Source organism: Halomonas sp. (genome assembly GCF_014859505.1).
In the GTDB taxonomy this organism is placed as follows: Bacteria; Pseudomonadota; Gammaproteobacteria; order Pseudomonadales; family Halomonadaceae; genus Halomonas.
Window position 1 is genome coordinate 1 of the sequence record NZ_JACUUD010000061.1, and the last position, 18,224, is coordinate 18,224.

Genomic DNA, 18,224 nt, shown 5'->3' on the forward strand with positions numbered 1-18,224 from the left:
GAGCGCTTCGGGAAGCTGCCCTTCGCCGACCTGCTGGCGCCGGCCGTGGCGCTGGCCGAGGAGGGCTTTCCGGTATCGCCGGTCATTCACCAGATGTGGAATGACGCCTTCCACGGCTATTCTGCCTACGACGATGCCGCCTTCAAGCCGTGGTTCGACACCTTCGCCCCCGAGGGTCGGGCCCCGCGCCCCGGCGAGCTTTGGTCCTCGCCCGACCATGCCAGCACCCTGCGGCGCATCGCCGAGACACAGAGCCGCGACTTCTACGAGGGCGAACTGGCCGAGCGCATCGATGCCTTCTTCCGCGAGCATGGCGGCCTGCTGCGCAGGGAGGACCTGGCCCGCTTCGAACCGGAGTGGGTCGCCCCGATCAGCGTGCGCTACAAGGGCCACGACATCTGGGAGATTCCGCCCAACGGCAGCGGGCTGATCGTGCTGCAGGCGCTGGGCATGCTGGAGCACCTGGGACCCGAGGGGCGCGACCCGGTGGAGACCCTGCACCGGCGCATCGAGGCCACCAAGCTGGCCTATGTGGACGGCTTCGCCCACATCACCGAGCGCGGTGCCATGCGGCCGAGCGTCGAGCAGATGCTGGCCGACGATTACCTCAAGGCCCGGGCCGGGCTGATCGGCCACGAGGCCCTGGATCCGGTGCATGGCAACCCGCTTTCCGGCGGGACCGTCTATCTGGCCACCGCCGATAGCGCCGGCAACATGGTGTCGTTCATCCAGAGCAACTTCAAAGGCTTCGGCTCGGGCATCGTGGTACCCGGCACCGGTATCAGCCTGCAGAACCGCGGCTGGTCCTTCTCGCTGGACCCCGAGCATCCCAACGCCCTCGCGCCGGGCAAGCGGACCTACCACACCATCATCCCCGGCTTTATTACCAGGGACGGCGAGGCGGTGGGCCCCTTCGGGGTGATGGGTGGCTACATGCAGCCCCAGGGCCATGTGCAGGTGGTGACCGGCATGCTCGAAGACCATCTCAACCCCCAGGCGGTCCTCGACATGCCGCGCTGGAAGTGGACCAAGGGCAGGACAGTGGAAGTCGAGCCGCACTTCCCCGACCACCTCGCTCAGGCGCTGGCCCGGCGAGGCCACGATATCGTCAAGGTTGCCGACTCGATCAGCTTCGGTCGTGGCCAGATCATCCTGCGTGATCGCGACAGCGGCGTACTGTCCGGAGGCACCGAGCCTCGTACCGACGGCGCCGTCGTGCCCTGGTGAGTGCACCTGCCGGCGCTCTCCTTCCGGGGGAGCCGGCCGGGGCCAGGACTCACTCGATATTCTGGATCTGCTCGCGCATCTGCTCGATCAGCACCTTGAGCTCCACCGCGCAGCGGGTGGTGCTGGCCACCACCGACTTCGAGGAGAGGGTGTTGGCCTCGCGGTTGAGCTCCTGCATCAGGAAGTCCAGGCGTCGGCCCACCGGGCCCTTCTGGGTCAGCTGGCGCTGCACCTCGGCAACATGAGTGGCCAGGCGGTCGAGCTCTTCATCCACGTCGGCCTTCTGGGCGATCAGGGTCAGTTCGGCCTCCAGGCGCTGGGGGTCCAGCTCGGCCTTCACCGATTCGAGGCGTTCCAGCAGCAGGGTGCGCTGGCGCTCGAGGATCTGCGGCATCAGCGTGCGCACCTCCGCCACCTGGCCATCGATGGCGACGAGCCGCTCGCGGATCAGCGCGGTGAGCTTCTCCCCCTCCCGGGCGCGGCCGGCCACCAGGTCATCCAGCGCGGCCTGGAAGAGGGCGAGCGCGGCGGCCTTGACACTCTCGGGGTCCGGGCCGCGGCTCTCCAGCACGCCGGGGAAGTCGAGCAGTGCCAGGGCGTCGGGTGGGCGGGTGTCGGCCACGGCCTGGCGCACCTCGCCCAGGGCGCGGGCCAGCTCGGCCAGCCGCGCCGGGTTCACGCTGAGCCCCTCGGCGGCGCCGGCGGCCTCGAAGCGCAGGCTCACCTCCACCTTGCCGCGGGCCAGTCTCTGGCGCAGCGCCTCACGGAAGATCGGTTCCAGATCGCGCAGGCTCTCCGGCAGGCGGAAGTGGGGCTCCAGGTAGCGCTGGTTCACCGAGCGCAGCTCGAGCTGCAGGCTGCCCCAGTCGGCGGCGTGCTCCTGGCGGGCGAAGGCGGTCATGCTGTGGACCATGGCGAAGGCTCCCGGGGGTGACGCGGATGATCTGACGGATGTGGCGCAGTGTACCCGATTCGCCGGCAAGGCTGGCCCAAGGGTGTAGAATGGCCGCCAACCGTGATTCCTGTGCGTTTCAGACCCTACCTGACCCAGATGAGGTGATATGTCCACTCCGTTTCGACGCCCCAGCGGCCGTGCGCCCGACCAGTCCCGCGAGATTCGCCTGACCCGCGATTACACCCGCCATGCCGAGGGCTCGGTGCTGGTGGAGTTCGGCGATACCAGGGTGCTGTGCAACGCCAGCGTGGAGCCAGGCGTGCCGCGCTTTCTGCGCGGCAAGGGCCAGGGCTGGGTGACCGCCGAGTACGGCATGCTGCCGCGAGCCACCCACACCCGCAGCGGCCGGGAGGCGGCCCACGGCAAGCAGGGCGGCCGCACCCTGGAGATCCAGCGCCTGATCGGGCGGTCGCTGCGTGCTTCACTGAACCTGAAGAAGCTCGGCGAGTTCACCATCACCGTGGACTGCGACGTGATCCAGGCCGATGGCGGCACCCGTACCGCCTCCATTACCGGCGGCTGCGTGGCGCTGATGGACGCCATTCGCTATCTGCAGCGCAACAAGCTGATCAAGGGGGACCCCTTCAAGCAGCTGGTCAGCTCGGTGTCGGTGGGCCTGTTCAAGGGAGTGCCGGTGGTGGACCTGGACTACCCCGAGGACAGCGGGGCGGACACCGACATGAACGTGGTGATGGCCGAGGACGGCAGCCTGATCGAGGTGCAGGGCACCGCCGAGAAGGGGACCTTCAACCGTGCCGAACTCAACGCCATGCTGGAACTGGCCGAGAACGCCGGCGTGCAGCTGTTCGACCACCAGCGAGAGTCGCTGGGCATTCCGCGATAAGCGGTGAAGCAGCTGTTGCCGGATCAGCCCTGAGCACCCCGGCGAGATCCCCAGAAACATCACGCCGGCCATGATGGCCGGCGTGATGTGTTCCGGCAGGCCGGAACGGCGACGAAGGGCGGTGACTCAGAGCGGCAGGTCGTACTCGACGATCAGGGGTGCGAACTCCGAGAAGGTGGCGTCATAGTCGATCCAGGCATCGACCACATGGCGGCGGAAGTCGGGGCCCACCACCTGATAATCGATGCGCCAGCCCTCCTGGCGGGAGCGCGGCACCTCCTGGTCGAGCTTCGGCCACCAGGTGTACTCGCCGGCGTCGCGGTTGATCTCGCGGAAGGTATCGATGAAGCCGGTGGGGCCGAATACCTGATCCATCCAGGCACGCTCCTCGGGCTTGAAGCCGGGGGTGTCCTGGTTGTCGGCCCAGTTCTCCAGGTCGATGGTCTTGTGGGCGATGTGCCAGGTGCCGCAGATGATGTACTCCCGCCGCTTGCGGGCCATCTTGCTCAGGTATTCCTGGTACTGCGCCATGAAGGCCTGCTTGGCGGGGAAGTCGCTGCCGTCGGGCATCAGGAAGCTGACGATGCTGAAGCGGTCGTAATCGGCCTGCAGGAAGCGCGCCTCGTGGTCGCACTGGGGGAAGCCCAGCCCGTACATGATGGCCTTGGGAATCTTCCGGCAGTAGAGCCCCACCCCGGAGAAGCCGTCCTGCTCGGCGTCGAGGAAGTACCCCTCGTAGCCTTCCGGGTAGAGGATGCTGTCGTCCAGCTCGAAGCTCTTGGCCTTGAGATTCTGGACGCAGACGACATCGGCATCCTGGCTGGCCAGCCAGTCGAGAAACCCTCGACCGACCGCCTCCCGGATGCCGTTGACATTGATCGTGGCAATTTTCATACGTGGTCCCTTTACCGTCGCGGGTGTATGATACCCGACGTTTCGACGTTTGGGTAAAGGGCCCGCGCCAATAAAGATGATAGGAGCCACCAGTGGAGCACTCCGGCACGCCTGCGCTGCAGGACTACCAGCGTGAATTCATCGAGTTCGCCATCGACCAGGGGGTGTTGCGCTTCGGCGAGTTCACCCTGAAATCGGGCCGGGTCAGCCCCTACTTCTTCAACGCTGGGCTGTTCCGTACCGGCGGTGCCCTGGCGCGCCTGGGCCGCTTCTACGCCCGCGCCATCGTCGACCTTGCCCCGGCCTTCGATGTGCTCTTCGGCCCCGCCTACAAGGGGATCCCCCTGGCCGCCACGGCGGCGGTGGCCCTGGCCGACCATCACGGCCGCGACCTGCCCTACGCCTTCAACCGCAAGGAGGCCAAGGCCCACGGTGAAGGCGGCAATATCGTCGGCGCCGAGCTTTCCGGCGATATCCTGATCATCGACGATGTGATCACCGCCGGCACCGCCATCCGCGAGGTGATGGGCCTGATCGATGCGGCCGGCGCCCGCGCCGCCGGGGTGGTGATCGCCCTGGACCGCCAGGAGCGCGGCCAGGCGGAGGGTGAAGGGAAGAGCATGAGCGCCATTCAGGAGGTGGAGGCGCGCTACGCCATGCCGGTGATCAGCATCGTGACGCTGGACATGGTCCTGGCCTATCTTGAAGAGCATGCCGGCGATGCGCTGCGTGTCCATGCCGCTGCCATTCGCGACTATCGCGCCCGCTATGGCGCCTCCCCCTCGGCGTAACGGCGCTTGCGCTATACTGCCGTATAACTATACAAATATCGTACAAGGCAAGCTGATCGCACAGGTAAGGAGAGCGAGATGAAATCGACACTGACGCTGCTGGTCGCTCTTGCCCTGCTGGGCACCTCGGGCCTGGCCCAGGCCGCCAGCCTGGACCTCAACCTGGGACCGGACGCCGTACAGTTCGAGGCCACCGGTGAGGTAGTCGATGGCATCAGCCTGGGCGGCGGGGTGGTCCACAGCGAGTATCGCGAGGACGCCACGGTGTTCCACGCCCAGCTGATGGGCACCGACCACACCCGTGACCACGAGGTGGGTGTGGGGGCGCGCTGGACCCAGTACGATACCGACTACGGCAATGGCGGCGGCCTGGGGCTGGGCGGCTATGGTTACGTCTACCTGCCCAACCTGCCCGCGGTCTCCCTGGGCGGCTACGGCTTCTATACTCCCAGCGTGGTCTCCAGCCGAGACCTGGAGGATGGCTACGAGGTCGGCGTGCGCGCCCGCTATGCCTTCGCGCCCAACGTGGATGGCTATCTGGGCCTTCGCCAGCTGGGTGCAGACTTCGACAACGACAGCGGCTCCCGCACCCTGGATCGCGGCGCCCAGGTCGGCGTGCGCCTGCGCTTCTGAGCGCATCCGTCCCCCACCGCCGCCGATGATCGCGGGCCCCGTCATGGGGCCCGCCTGCGTTTCACTCGTGCCTTGCACAAGGGCTTTCGCCGGAATCTGCCATGCTCGATGTCGTTCTCTACCAGCCCGAGATACCCCCCAACACCGGCAACCTGATCCGGCTGTGCGCCAATACCGGCTTTCGCCTGCATCTGATCGAGCCGCTGGGCTTCGTGCTGGATGACAGGCGCCTGCGCCGCGCCGGGCTCGACTATCACGAGTGGGCGGCGGTGGGGGTGCACCGCGACTGGAAGGCCTACCTCGAGGCGGCAGTACCCGAGCGGGTCTTCGCCGTGTCGACCCGCGGGCGGGCCGGCTACCACGAGCCGTCCTACCGCCAGGGCGACGCCCTGGTGTTCGGCCCCGAGACCCGGGGTCTGCCTCAGGCGATGCTCGATGCCCTGCCCGAAACCCAGCGGCTGCGCATCCCCATGCGCGAGGAGAGCCGCAGCCTGAATCTCTCCAACGCCTGTGCGGTGCTGGTCTTCGAGGCCTGGCGGCAGCTGGGCTTCGCCGGCGCGGCACCCCTGGACGCCGCGAGGCCCGTGCGATGAATGCTCCTGTCACCATCCAGCAGCGCCTGGCTGCGCTGAATCCCCGCCAGCAGGACGCGGTGCGCTACATCGACGGCCCCTGCCTGGTACTGGCCGGCGCCGGCTCCGGCAAGACCAGCGTGATCACCACCAAGATCGCCTATCTGGTGCAGGCTTGTGGCATGAGCGCGCGGCGGATCGCCGCGGTGACCTTCACCAACAAGGCCGCCCGGGAGATGAAGGAGCGGGTGGGCGCCATGCTCAAGGGGCGCGAGGGCCATGGTCTCACCGTCTCCACCTTCCACACCCTGGGGCTCAACATCATCCGCCGCGAGCTCAAGGCGCTGGGCTACCGGCCGGGCTTCTCGCTCTTCGATCCCGAGGACGCCAAGGCGCTGCTGCGCGACCTGATGCAGAAGGATGCCCAGGTGGACGCCGAGGCGATCAACTCGGTGCAGCACCGGATTTCGGCCTGGAAGAACGACCTGGTGCTGCCGGGCCAGGCCATGTCCCACGCCGCGGAGGACGACGAGCTGTTCGCCGCCCGGGTCTATGAGGCCTACAACCGCCACCTCAAGGCCTACAACGCGGTGGACTTCGACGACCTGATCCTGTTGCCGGTGGTGCTGCTGCGCGATGACCCCGAGGCCCTGACCCGTTGGCGCAAGCGCATCCACTACATGCTGGTGGACGAGTACCAGGACACCAACGTCAGCCAGTACCAACTGGTGCAGCTGCTGATGGGGGAGCGCCAGACCTTCACCGTGGTGGGCGACGACGACCAGTCGATATACGCCTGGCGCGGCGCTCGGCCCGAGAACCTGGTGACCCTGGGCGAGGACTTCCCGCGCCTTCAGGTGGTCAAGCTGGAGCAGAACTACCGCTCCACCGGCACCATCCTGCGTGCCGCCAACACCCTGATCAGCAACAACCCCCACGTCTACGAGAAGACTCTGTGGTCGGACATGGGCGAAGGGGCGCCGATCCGCGTGGTGGTCAACCGCCACGAGGAGGCCGAGGCGGAGCGGGTGGCCAGCGAGATCCTCACCCGGCGCATCAAGGAGCGCGCCGAATGGCGCGACTTCGCGGTGCTCTATCGCGGCAACTTCCAGGCCCGGCTGCTGGAGCTCAAGCTGCAGCACTACCAGATTCCCTACAAGCTCTCCGGCGGAACCTCCTTCTTCTCGCGCAACGAGATCAAGGACGCCATGGCCTATCTGCGGCTGTTGATCAACCCGGCCGACGACAACGCCTTCCTGCGCATCGTCAATGTGCCGCGGCGGGAGATCGGCCCCGGCACCCTGGAGAAGCTGGCCAACTATGCCAATGACCCGGTCACCGGGCGCGGCATCTCGCTGTTTGCCGCCTGTCACGAGCTGGGCCTCGAACAGCAACTGCCGGTCAGGGCCGTCGAGAGGTTAGGGAGGTTTACCCACTTTATCGACGGGGTGCGGCGGCGCATGGACGGCGGTGACGCCATCGCCGCCATCCGCGACATGCTGCGCGAGATGGACTACGAGGCCTGGCTCTACCAGAACGCCAGTGCGCCCACCATCGCCGAGCGGCGCATGGCCAACGTCTGGATCCTCATCGACCAGCTGGAGAAGTCGATGCAGGCGGACCCCGAGGAGAGTACGGCCTCGGAAGAGACCGAGACCGACGACGTGCAGGCCGCCATCTCCCGGCTGGTGCTGCGCGACATCCTCGAGCAGCAGGCCGAGGAGGATGACTCCGACCGGGTGCAGCTGCTGACCATGCACGCCTCCAAGGGCCTCGAGTTTCCCCATGTCTACCTGATGGGGCTGGAGGAGGATCTGCTGCCCCATCGCAATGCCATCGAGGCCGGCACCGTCGAGGAGGAGCGTCGCCTGGCCTACGTGGGCATCACCCGGGCGCGTCGCACCCTGACCCTGACCCTGTCGCGACAGCGCAAGACCTATGGCGAGCTGATGGACTGCGCGCCCAGCCGCTTCCTGGACGAGCTGCCCCCCGATGACCTGGAGTGGGAAGGTCGGCCGGACCGCGAGGATCCGGAGAAGAAGCAGGCCCGCGGCCAGGACGCCATCGCCGGTCTGCGCTCTCTACTCGGCTGAGGGCTTCCAGGGATCACCAAACGCAAGCGGGGCGCCCTGAGGCGCCCCGCGGCTTTTCCGGTCGGAAGCCTTACTGTACCGCCTCGACCATGAAGTCCACCGCGGCCTTCATGTCGTCATCGGAGAGGCTCATGTTGCCGCCCTTGGCCGGCATGGCATTGAAGCCGTTGATGGAGTGGTCGTAGAGGGTCGCCATGCCCTGCTCCAGGCGGGGGCCCCAGGCGTCGGCATCGCCCTTGATCGGAGCGCCGGCGGCACCGGTCATGTGGCAGGCCATGCAGGCCTGGTTGTAGATCGCCTCGCCGTCGATGCCGGCATGGGAGGGCGCATCGGCCGCCGCGGCATCATCGGCTGCCTCGGTGACCTGCTCGTCGTCGGTGGCAGCATCGTCGGCAGCGGCTTCGGCCGTGGCTTCCTCGGCGCCGCCCAGTTCCGGCACATCCATCACCGGCTCCACCAGGTAGGCGGTGGCTGCTTCCATTTCCGCGTCGGAGAGGTTGGGATTGCCGCCACGGGCCGGCATGGCGCCGATCCCATTGATGGAGTGATCCAGCAGAGTGGCGAAGCCCTGGTCGACGCGGGCGCTCCAGGCGTCGGCATCGCCGCGGATCGGGGCGCCTGCGGCACCAGTCTCGTGGCAGGCCATGCAGACGCGGTTGTAGATGGCGCCGCCGTCGATACCGCCGCCGTTGCCGTTGGCCGCCGGTGCGGCGCCGGCAGATGCCGCGGTACCGCAGTCCTCGCCCTGCAGGCAGAGCTGGCCCGCCGGCTTGAGACGCTCGGCGATGGCGTCACGGTCGACGTTGGCCTGGGCGGTAGCCAGGCCGGCGGTCAGGCTCAGGCCCAGGGTGGCCAGGCACCCCATGATCAGCTTGCTGGAATTCACTCTCACCACCTCTTGACGGTCCTGTAATTAATCATTCGCGGCGCTGGTCTATTGGCCGACGCGGCCCGATGTCGCCGTGACGCGCATGGTGAAGATGAGTATACCGACATCCCGGGCGGCAGGAAAATGCCCAACCCCCGCCATTGGCATGAGACGGCTCGGAGCGGCGGCCGGCCCACGCTGGACAGGCGCCAGCGTGGCGGTTAGGATGGCGACCGCCTGGTGCCAACACCGGGCAATGCGCGCCCATAGCTCAGCTGGATAGAGTACTGCCCTCCGAAGGCAGGGGTCGCAGGTTCGAATCCTGCTGGGCGCGCCAAGAACACGAGTAAAAACGGTCACTTAGCCAATCGCGGCGGTGGCCGTTTTTCGTTGGCATCCCTCCACCAATTATAACCTTTCCGCTGACACTGATTCGACTCAGCCGCATGACCTCATCGGCAACGTAGGAAAACCTCGGCACCTCATTACTGTCCCACGCCGCGTGGCCGGTTTTCCAGGAGAGTTGTTGTTATCGGCAGCTGATGGCCATGCGAGCCTACCGTTTAATACGCGTCAGACCCTTCTTATCAGGACGCCTAGGATAGATAGGTGACATTTATTTATGACGACAGCATCCGAGATTAGGCATCGACGATGCGTTTCGAGCAGCTAATAGGGTACCGATTATGAACGAAGCCAACCTTCATCTGCATGGCGCCGTGAGCGAGATCCGCTCGCGGATCCGCGCCAACTATGCCGCCGATGAGGCAGATGTGCTGCACGAGCTTGTCAAACGAATCAAGCTGTCGGAGGACGACCGCCGCAAGGTGGCCGCCGTCGGCGCCAACTACGTGGATCGAGTGCGCAAGGAAAAGAAGCCGTCGATGATGGAGTCGTTCCTGGCCGAGTACGGGCTCTCGACCACCGAAGGGGTGGGCCTGATGTGCCTGGCTGAGGCGCTGCTGCGCGTGCCCGATGCGGAAACCATTGATGATTTGATTCACGACAAGATCGAGCCTTCCGACTGGGGCGCGCACCTGGGCAAGTCCTCGTCGTCGATGGTCAACGCCTCGACCTGGGCGCTGCTGCTGACCGGCAAGGTGCTGGAAGAGGACCCCAAGGGCCCGGCGCGGGCGCTGCGCGGCCTGGTGCGTCGGATGGGCGAACCCGTGGTGCGTACCGCGGTCGGCCGCTCGATGAAGATCCTCGGACGCCAGTTCGTGCTCGGCCAGACCATCGAGGAGGGCATGAAGAATGCCCGCGAACTCGAGAAGCAGGGCTACACCTACTCCTACGACATGCTGGGTGAGGCGGCGCGCACCGACGAAGACGCCGTCCGCTACCATGAGGCCTACGCCAAGGCGATCACCGCCATCGCCAAGCAGGCCAAGGGGGATGTGCGCGGAAGCCCCGGCATCTCGGTGAAGCTATCGGCGCTGCATCCGCGCTATGAATACACCCACCGCGAGACGGTGATGGCCGAGCTCGTGCCACGCGCTCTGGAACTGGTGCGGCAGGCGGCCAAGGCCAATATCGGCTTCAACATCGACGCCGAGGAGCAGGACCGGCTGGACCTCTCCCTCGACGTGATCGAAGCGCTGATGGCCGACCCCAGCCTCGACGGCTGGGACGGCTTCGGGGTCGTGGTGCAGGCCTACGGGCGTCGCGCCGGACCGGTCATCGAAGCGCTCTACGAGCTTGCTGAGCGTTTCGACCGCAGGATCATGGTGCGGCTGGTCAAGGGCGCCTACTGGGACACCGAGATCAAGCTGTCCCAGGAGATGGGGGTCGAGACCTTTCCGGTCTTCACCCGCAAGGTGAATACCGATGTCAGCTACATGGCCTGCGCCCAGATGCTGCTCGACCGGCGCGACCGCATCTATCCGCAGTTCGCGACCCACAACGCCCATACCTGTGCCGCCGTCGTGGCCATGGCGGGCGACGACAAGGACAGCTACGAGTTCCAGCGCCTGCATGGCATGGGTGAATCGCTGCACCACATCGTCAAGGAGTCCGAGGGCACGCATTGCCGCCTCTACGCCCCGGTCGGCGCGCACCGTGACCTGCTGGCCTATCTGGTACGCCGCCTGCTCGAGAACGGCGCGAACTCCTCGTTCGTCAACCAGGTGGTGGACGGTTCCATTCCGCCGAGCGAGGTCTCGAAGGATCCAGTAGAGGGGATGCAGCACCTGGGCGACGCCATCGCCAGCCCCATGATCCGTCAACCCGGCGAGCTCTTTGCCCCCGATCGCAAGAACTCCAAGGGCTACCGGATCAACGAGCCTGCCTCGATCCTGCCGCTGCTGGAAGCGCGCGAGGCCTTTGCCGACACGACCTGGACCGCCGGGCCCATGCTGGTCGGCAATCCGGCCCCCCAGGGGCCGGCTCGAGAAGCCGTGTCGCCCGCCGACGGCTCACGCGTGGTCGGCACCGTGCACGAGGCGACCCCGGACGAAGTGGCCGTCGCCCTCGACGCCGCCGAGGAAGGCTTCCGCGAGTGGTCGGCGCGGCCGGCATCGGAACGCGCCGAGGTGCTGCGCCGCACCGCCGATCTCTATGAAAAGCACATCGCCGAACTGACCGTGATCACCACCCGTGAAGCCGGCAAGATGATGTTCGATGGCATCGCCGAGGTGCGGGAGGCGGTGGATTTCCTGCGCTATTACGCCAACGAGGGCGAGCGGCTGGAAGCCGAGGAACCCGGCAGCGCACGCGGCATCTTCGTCTGCATCAGCCCCTGGAACTTTCCGCTGGCCATCACCACCGGCCAGATCGCCGCGGCGCTGGTGGCCGGCAACGCCGTGCTCGCCAAGCCCGCCGAGCAGACGCCGCTGATTGCCGCGCGTGCCGTCGAGCTGATGCGCGAGGCCGGCCTGCCCGAGGCGGCGCTGCAATTGCTGCCCGGCGACGGCCCGACGGTGGGTGGACCGCTGACCAGCGACCCGCGCATCGCCGGTGTCTGCTTCACCGGCTCGACGCCGGTGGCACAGATCATCCACAAGGCCCTGGCGAAGAATGCAGGACCGGATGCCGTGCTGATCGCCGAGACCGGCGGCCTGAACTCGATGATCGTGGACTCCACGGCGCTGACCGAGCAGGCGGTGCGCGACATCCTGATCTCCTCCTTCCAGTCGGCCGGCCAGCGCTGCTCGGCACTGAGGATGCTCTACGTTCAGGAAGAGGCGCGCGACCGGCTGCTCAACATGCTCGACGGCGCCATGGATTCGCTGACCATCGGCGATCCCTGGAATACCGACACCGATGTATCCCCGGTCATCGACGCCGACGCCCAGGCCGAGATCAGTGAATATATAGCGGCGCATGAGAAGGCCGGCAAGGTACTGAAGAAGCTGCCTGCGCCCGACGTGGGTACCTTCGTCACCCCGGCCGTGGTCGAGGTCGGGGGCATCGAGGATCTCGAGCGCGAGATCTTCGGCCCGGTACTGCACGTGGCCACCTTCAAGGCACGCGACATCGACAAGGTGGTCGACGCCATCAATGACCGGGGCTATGGGCTGACCTTCGGCCTGCATACCCGGATCGACGACCGTGTGCAGCAGATCGTCGAGCGTATCCATGTCGGTAACGTCTACGTCAACCGTAACCAGATCGGCGCCATCGTCGGCTCCCAGCCCTTCGGCGGCGAGGGCCTCTCGGGCACCGGGCCCAAGGCTGGCGGCCCGCTCTATGTCACCCGCTTCCGCCGCACCGGCAAGGTCGAGCACCATGAGGCACCCAAGGGAAATACCGTTTCCCTCGGCGATCTCCAGTCGGCCCTCGACAAGCTCGACTCGCGCAACTGGGCGGCGCGGCCCGATCGGGTCGAGGTGCTACGCAAGGCGCTGTCCGGCAAGGGAGGAGTGATCCGCAAGGCGCTGGCCGAGACCGCGGCTGTTGACATGACGCCGCAGACACTGCCGGGGCCCACGGGGGAGAGCAACCGCCTGGCGATGTATCCAAAAGGCCCTGCGCTATGCCTGGGGCCGACCCTGGACATCGCCATGGCGCAGGCGGTACAGGCGTTAGGTGCGGGCTCTCCGGTGCTGATCGTCGCCCCGGGTGCGGTGCAGGCCGTGAAGCCGCTGGTCGATGCCGGAGCCCCTGTGGCCGGGCTCGAGGGCAGTGTCTCGTCCGAGACGCTCACCGCGGTCAAGGGTATCGACACCGTGGCCGCGGCCGGCGACAGCGACTGGACCCGTGAGCTACGCATCGCGCTGGCCATGCGCGACGGTGCCATCGTGCCGCTGGAGACCCAGACCATCTGGCCGGAACGCTACGTGGTGGAACGCCATCTGTGCATCGACACCACGGCGGCGGGCGGCAACGCCAGCCTGCTGGCAACCGCCGAATAGACGCGATTCGAGACGCTCGACACCATCAGGTAGGAGGACCTGTCTTCCAACCACTACGCCGGGGCCTGAGCCCCGGCGTTTTTCATGACGCCATGGCTGAGCCTTGAGCGGCAGTTCCCGCTCGCGTCGTCAGCGCGCCTCTCGCTGCTTGAGGTGCTGCTCGCTGGCCTGACGGGCTTCCAGGATCTCCTTCTCGAAGGCGTGCTTGCGGGAGAACTCCTGCAGCGTCAGCAGGACGAGGTGAGCCCCCTGGTAGCGGATGCGCCGGCCGCTGCACAGCACCGGCATGGGGATGCCGCCGGGAATGGCCAACTCAAGATGAATCTCCTCCGCCCGGCTTCCCACGGCAAGGCGGTAGGCCAGCAGACCCAGATAGAGGACCCGGGACGTCGGTGTGAATAGCTCGCTGGCGGGGCTGCCGATCAGGGCGGCGGGGGGCTCTTCCATCCAGTTGGCCAGGGTGCGGTTGGCGGCCAGGAGGATGCCGTGCTCGTCGACCACGGCGTGGCCGGTGGGGGAGAGATCCCAGAAATGGGCCAGCTCGACGGGGCCTATGGACATACGGTGCCTCAGCGGTCGCTAACGGTCAGGCAGCCCCGCAGCACCCAGGCCAGGGTCTCCGGATCGGTGAGCTGCGGATAGTGGCCGGCGGTCTGCATGACCACCAGTTCACCGTCAGGCAGGGTCTCGGCCAGATACTCGGCCGCCTCCATCGGCACGATGGCGTCATGGGCGGTCTGCACGATAACGCTGGGCGTGGTCACTCGGGGAAGCAGGTGGCGGGTATCGCCGAAGAAGATGCTGCGCGCCAGGGGACGCAACACCTCCGGGGGCACGGCGAGCAGTCGCTGCTGAAGGTCTTGCCGGTGGTTCGGCGTGCCGGCGTCGCCCAGGGCAACGGTGGACAGGGTGCCGGCCCAGTCCAGATAGTTCTGCTCCATGAGCTGCATCAGCCCCTCGAGCTCCGCCTGGCTGTAGCCGCCACGATAGTGGGGCGGCTCATCCAGGTAGCGGGCCGAGCTGCAGATCAGGCACAGCTTGCGAAAGGTGCCGGGCCGCAATAGAGAGGCCATCATGCCGATGGTGCCGCCGATGGAGTGGCCCACCATCATCGCTCCCTCGAGCTCGAGCTCCTCGCACAGGGCGGCCAGGTCCTCGGCATGACCCGCGGGGTCGCCATGTCGACCGGGGTCGAAGGCGGCGGGGTCGGCGGCGCCGAAGCCGGGCAGATCGAGCAGGATCAGGCGGTAGTGGGCCTCCAGGCGCGGCAGCAGGCGGCTCCAGGCCGTCTGGTCGCAGCCGAAGCCGTGGATCATCACGACCGGAATGATGCCGCGCCCATGGCGAGTCACGTTGAGCTGCTGGTTCAGGTTGCGGGTCATGGTCGGGCCTGGTGACATGGTGGCTATCAGTTTCAGCGTAGCGCATCGGCGGCGTTGATTTCGCCCCTGGGCCGGCGCCAGCCGGGGTGCGCCGAAAGAATCGCAACCCACGGGCCTCAAGAACAGAAAGGATGGGTGGCCGGAATGCCGGGCGGCCCCTCGGTCAGCCCAGGGGGCTTCTGCTATCGTCTCGTTCAGGATTCACGCTTTCGGCCTCCTGCCGTAAGCCCTGCAAGTAAGCCCATCAAGAGGATACAGCAGATGGCAGGTTCCACCTCGGAGGCATCCCTTCCCGCTACCATGTCCGCCATGCTGTTGACCGAGCATGGCGATATCGACCGGCTGGTCTACCGTGACGATGTCCCCGTTCCCCGGCCGGGGCCGGGCGAGGTGCTGGTGCGGGTCACCGCCACCGCCAAGAACAACACCGACCGCAAGGCCCGCGAGGGGCTCTACCCGGTCAAGAAGGGCCAGGTGACCTCCTTTGCCATGGGTGGCGAGCCGACCCTGACCTTCCCGCGCATCCAGGGCGCCGATATCGTCGGGCGCGTGGCGGCGGTGGGCGAGGGGGTCGACCCGGCGCGGATCGGCGAGCGCGGCCTGCTCGACTTCAATCTCTACGCCGACGCCCGCCGCGACATCAACCTGACTCCGGACTACTATGGCCACGGCGCCGACGGCGGCTTCGCCGAGTACGTGGCGGTGCCCTCGGACCAGTTCCACCACGTGCCCAACCCGGAGATCAAAGATGCCGAGCTGGCCGCCATGGGCATGTGCTCCTACCAGACCGGCTACCACATGATGACCTCGGCGCGGGTACGTGCCGGCGAGCGGGTGCTGGTCACCGGCGCCAGCGGCGGGGTGGGCACCGCCCTGATCCAGCTCTGCCGGATCAAGGGGGCCATTCCCTATGCGGTGAGCCAGCCGGAGAAGGCCGAGGCGCTCAAGGCGCTGGGGGCCGAGGCCGTGTTCGACCGCGGCGACCTGGCAACCTTCGTGCCCCGGGTGCTGGAGGCCACCGGCGGTGCGCCCATCGATGCGGTGATGGACCTCGTCGGCGGCGAGATGACCGACCTGTTCATCGACACCATGATCCACGACATGAAGGCCCGCGCCACCTACCCGCGGCTCTCCATCGCCGGGGCCAGCGGCGGCAATATCTCGGAGATCCTCTGGACGCGCATCTACCTCTACCAGGTGCAGCTCTTCGGCGTCTCCCACGGCACCCGCGAGGAGGCCGAGCAGCTGGTCGAGTGGATTCGCGCGGGCCAGCTCAGGCCGGTGCTGCATGCCGCCTTCCCACTCTCCGCGCTGCATGACGCCGAGCGCTACTTCGTCAGTCGCGGCAGCAACTTCCTGGGCAAGATCGTGATCGTCCCCGACAGCCAGTGGAAGGAGCACGGTGCCCCCTTCGCCCTGGACTCGACCACCCCTCTGACCCGGGAGCCACGCCCATGAGCCGCCCGCTGACCTTCCAGATGATGGACACCCACGCCGGCGGCGACGTCAGCCGCATCGTGCTCGGCGGCATCGCGCCGCTGCCTGGCGACACCGTGCGGGCCCAGATGGAGTACCTGCGCGACGACGCCGACGGCCTGCGCAAGCTGCTGCTCTTCGAGCCCTACGGCATCCCCGAGATGTCGGTGGACCTGATCGTGCCGGCCACCGACCCCGAAGCCGCCGCCGGCTACATCATCATGGAGGTGATGGGCTACCCCATCTATTCCGGCTCCAACACCATCTGCACCGCCACCGCGGTGCTGGAGGCCGGCATCGTGCCCAAGCGGGAGGGGGTGCAGCACTTCACCCTGGAGGCCCCGGCGGGGCGGGTCCACATCGAGGCCCGGGTGGAAAACGGCGTGGTGGAGGCGATCACCTGCGAGGGACTGCCCAGCTACATCGATACCTATCGGGCGTCGATCCATGTACCGGAGGTGGGGGACGTCACCTATTCGGTGGCCTATAGCGGCGGCTTCTACGCCCTGGTGGATGCCACCGAGCTCGGTTTCTCGCTGGTGCGGGAGGAGGAGCGGCGCCTCGCCGAGTGCGCCCACAGGATCGTCGAGGCGATCCAGGCCGAGCGGGGCTTCTCCCACTACACCCTGGGCGACGTGGGGCCGCTGCCCTTCCTGCACTTCATGGGGCCGGTGGAGCAGGTGGCGGATGACTTCTACCGCTCCCGCTCCACCACCTACGTCCACCCGGGAGTGATCTGCCGCAGTACCACCGGCACCGGCACCTCGGCGCGGCTGGCGCTGATGAACCACGAGGGACGCATCCGCCCCGGCGATCGGCTGGAGACCGTCTCCCTGCGCGAGACCGGCTTCATCGGTACCTTCACCGGCACCCGCCAGGAGGGGCCCCACGCCGTGGTGGAGAACACCATCACCGGCAAGGCCTTCGTGCTGGCCCACTCGGACATCGTCGTCAACTGCGACGACCCCCTGGTGGAGTGCGCCGGCCTCTCCTCCATCCTCACCGCTCGCCACGGCTGAGGGGAAGGAAGGCTTGTCGCCGGAACAGCCTCGAGCAATCCTTGACCCCGCCACCTGGACTCGGCCGGTATGCCCGGCTGCCCCTTGAGCCCTCGGGCGAAAGGGGACAGGCTGGCGCTCATCCATCACGCTTTCGCCCCGGAGGTCCCCTTGGCCATCACCAACTTTGCCGACCTGATCAGCGAGGCTCGCCTGCAGCCCGACGCCCAGCGGCTGCTCTTCGTCTTCATCCGCGCCGAGCTGCCGGACAACCCGACGGCCGAGCAGCGCCGGAACTTCGAGCAGGGCGTCGGCGGCGTCCTGACTCCGGCACTCTGCGTCGACAAGGCGCCCGAGGAGCTCAGCGACATGGCCGCCCTGGTGGCGGAGTCCAGGGAGACCGGCATCGAGTGGGACATCGTCTTCGTCGGCGCCCTCTCCGGCCGCGGCCGTCCAGATCGGCTGACATCGGGGTGTCATCACCCATAGGGTTGAATTATCACCTCAATGCCATCATTCAATTTACGCTATCGGCGGATGCGGGCTACCATGCCTCCCGTATTCCGGTCTCCCTTATACCAAAGTCGAAAGGAGCATGTCCGAATGTCCCTGCTGAACACCGAAGTCAAGCCGTTCAAGGCCACCGCCTACCACAACGGCGAGTTCGTCGATGTCACCGAAGAGACCCTGAAGGGCCAGTGGAACATCTTCTTCTTCTACCCGGCCGACTTCACCTTCGTCTGCCCCACCGAACTGGGTGACCTGCAGGACAAGTATGAAGAGCTCAAGAAGATGGGCGTCGAGGTCTACAGCGTCTCCACCGATACCCACTTCACCCACAAGGCCTGGCACGACAGCTCCGAGACCATCGGCAAGCTGACCTACCCGATGCTGGCCGACCCGACCCTGCAGATCTCCCGCAACTTCGAGGTGCTGATCGAGGAAGCCGGTCTGGCCGATCGCGGTACCTTCGTGATCGACCCTGACGGCAAGATCCAGATCGTCGAGCTGAACGCCGGCAACATCGGCCGTAACGCCGAGGAGCTGCTGCGCAAGGTCAAGGCCGCCCAGTACGTTCGCAACAACCCGAACGAAGTGTGCCCGGCCAAGTGGAAGGAAGGCGAAGCGACCCTGGCTCC

At 66.9% G+C, this 18,224-nt stretch carries 16 protein-coding genes and 1 tRNA gene; 12 read left to right on the forward strand and 5 right to left on the reverse strand.

What is annotated here, in order from left to right:
* The coding region (locus IBX53_RS09630) for a gamma-glutamyltransferase family protein (RefSeq protein ID WP_290908522.1) at positions 1 to 1,227 on the forward strand (1,227 nt) is incomplete at its 5' end.
* A gap of 49 nt (positions 1,228 to 1,276) precedes the next feature.
* On the opposite strand, the gene IBX53_RS09635 is transcribed toward IBX53_RS09630, so the two are convergent.
* On the reverse strand, positions 1,277 to 2,140 hold the full coding sequence (locus IBX53_RS09635; protein WP_290908523.1) for a YicC/YloC family endoribonuclease: 864 nt from the start codon (positions 2,138 to 2,140) through the stop codon (positions 1,277 to 1,279).
* Between the two features lie 148 nt (positions 2,141 to 2,288).
* Here IBX53_RS09635 and rph point away from each other — a divergent pair, with 148 nt between their 5' ends.
* Positions 2,289 to 3,026, forward strand: coding sequence for a ribonuclease PH (gene rph / locus IBX53_RS09640; protein WP_290908525.1), 738 nt, complete (start codon positions 2,289 to 2,291; stop codon positions 3,024 to 3,026).
* 126 nt (positions 3,027 to 3,152) lie between these two features.
* Here the strand turns inward: rph and IBX53_RS09645 are convergent, their stop codons facing one another.
* Positions 3,153 to 3,920, reverse strand: coding sequence for an exodeoxyribonuclease III (locus tag IBX53_RS09645; protein WP_290908527.1), 768 nt, complete (start codon positions 3,918 to 3,920; stop codon positions 3,153 to 3,155).
* A gap of 92 nt (positions 3,921 to 4,012) precedes the next feature.
* On the opposite strand from IBX53_RS09645, the gene pyrE reads away from it, so the two are divergent.
* From pyrE to rep, 4 genes are all read left to right on the forward strand, one after another.
* On the forward strand, positions 4,013 to 4,711 hold the full coding sequence (gene pyrE, locus IBX53_RS09650) for an orotate phosphoribosyltransferase (RefSeq protein WP_290908528.1): 699 nt from the start codon (positions 4,013 to 4,015) through the stop codon (positions 4,709 to 4,711).
* A 78-nt stretch (positions 4,712 to 4,789) separates the two neighbouring features.
* Positions 4,790 to 5,344 (forward strand): YfaZ family outer membrane protein, encoded by a 555-nt coding sequence (locus IBX53_RS09655; protein ID WP_290908530.1) that lies wholly within the window; start codon positions 4,790 to 4,792, stop codon positions 5,342 to 5,344.
* 101 nt (positions 5,345 to 5,445) lie between these two features.
* Positions 5,446 to 5,937: a tRNA (uridine(34)/cytosine(34)/5-carboxymethylaminomethyluridine(34)-2'-O)-methyltransferase TrmL gene (gene trmL / locus IBX53_RS09660; protein WP_290908531.1), complete on the forward strand. Its 492-nt coding sequence runs from the start codon at positions 5,446 to 5,448 to the stop codon at positions 5,935 to 5,937.
* A complete protein-coding gene (gene rep, locus IBX53_RS09665) occupies positions 5,934 to 8,009 on the forward strand; it encodes a DNA helicase Rep (RefSeq protein ID WP_290908533.1) in 2,076 nt (691 codons plus the stop codon). The genes trmL and rep overlap by 4 nt, the downstream gene beginning before the upstream one ends.
* A gap of 70 nt (positions 8,010 to 8,079) precedes the next feature.
* Here the strand turns inward: rep and IBX53_RS09670 are convergent, their stop codons facing one another.
* The gene (locus IBX53_RS09670) at positions 8,080 to 8,895 is read right to left on the reverse strand and encodes a c-type cytochrome (protein ID WP_290908534.1); all 816 of its coding nucleotides are present in this window, start codon (positions 8,893 to 8,895) and stop codon (positions 8,080 to 8,082) included.
* A gap of 242 nt (positions 8,896 to 9,137) precedes the next feature.
* Here IBX53_RS09670 and IBX53_RS09675 point away from each other — a divergent pair.
* Both IBX53_RS09675 and putA read left to right on the forward strand, forming a co-directional pair.
* Positions 9,138 to 9,214, forward strand: a tRNA-Arg gene (locus IBX53_RS09675).
* 349 nt (positions 9,215 to 9,563) lie between these two features.
* Complete coding sequence (putA, locus tag IBX53_RS09680) at positions 9,564 to 13,229, forward strand: bifunctional proline dehydrogenase/L-glutamate gamma-semialdehyde dehydrogenase PutA (RefSeq protein ID WP_290908536.1); 3,666 nt, start codon at positions 9,564 to 9,566, stop codon at positions 13,227 to 13,229.
* A gap of 129 nt (positions 13,230 to 13,358) precedes the next feature.
* On the opposite strand, the gene IBX53_RS09685 is transcribed toward putA, so the two are convergent.
* Both IBX53_RS09685 and IBX53_RS09690 read right to left on the reverse strand, forming a co-directional pair.
* Entirely contained in the window at positions 13,359 to 13,790 is a 432-nt protein-coding gene (locus IBX53_RS09685) for a PAS domain-containing protein (protein ID WP_290908537.1), read from the reverse strand.
* An 8-nt stretch (positions 13,791 to 13,798) separates the two neighbouring features.
* Positions 13,799 to 14,611, reverse strand: coding sequence for an alpha/beta hydrolase (locus IBX53_RS09690; RefSeq protein WP_290908539.1), 813 nt, complete (start codon positions 14,609 to 14,611; stop codon positions 13,799 to 13,801).
* Positions 14,612 to 14,872: 261 nt separating this feature from the next.
* On the opposite strand from IBX53_RS09690, the gene IBX53_RS09695 reads away from it, so the two are divergent.
* The 4 genes from IBX53_RS09695 to ahpC all read left to right on the forward strand — a co-directional run.
* Entirely contained in the window at positions 14,873 to 16,069 is a 1,197-nt protein-coding gene (locus tag IBX53_RS09695) for a zinc-binding dehydrogenase (RefSeq protein ID WP_290908540.1), read from the forward strand.
* The gene (locus IBX53_RS09700; protein WP_290908542.1) at positions 16,066 to 17,106 is read left to right on the forward strand and encodes a proline racemase family protein; all 1,041 of its coding nucleotides are present in this window, start codon (positions 16,066 to 16,068) and stop codon (positions 17,104 to 17,106) included. The genes IBX53_RS09695 and IBX53_RS09700 overlap by 4 nt, the downstream gene beginning before the upstream one ends.
* A gap of 150 nt (positions 17,107 to 17,256) precedes the next feature.
* A complete protein-coding gene (locus IBX53_RS09705; protein WP_290908544.1) occupies positions 17,257 to 17,574 on the forward strand; it encodes a ribonucleotide reductase subunit alpha in 318 nt (105 codons plus the stop codon).
* Between the two features lie 114 nt (positions 17,575 to 17,688).
* On the forward strand, positions 17,689 to 18,224 hold a 536-nt coding region (ahpC, locus tag IBX53_RS09710; RefSeq protein ID WP_290908545.1), incomplete at its 3' end, for an alkyl hydroperoxide reductase subunit C.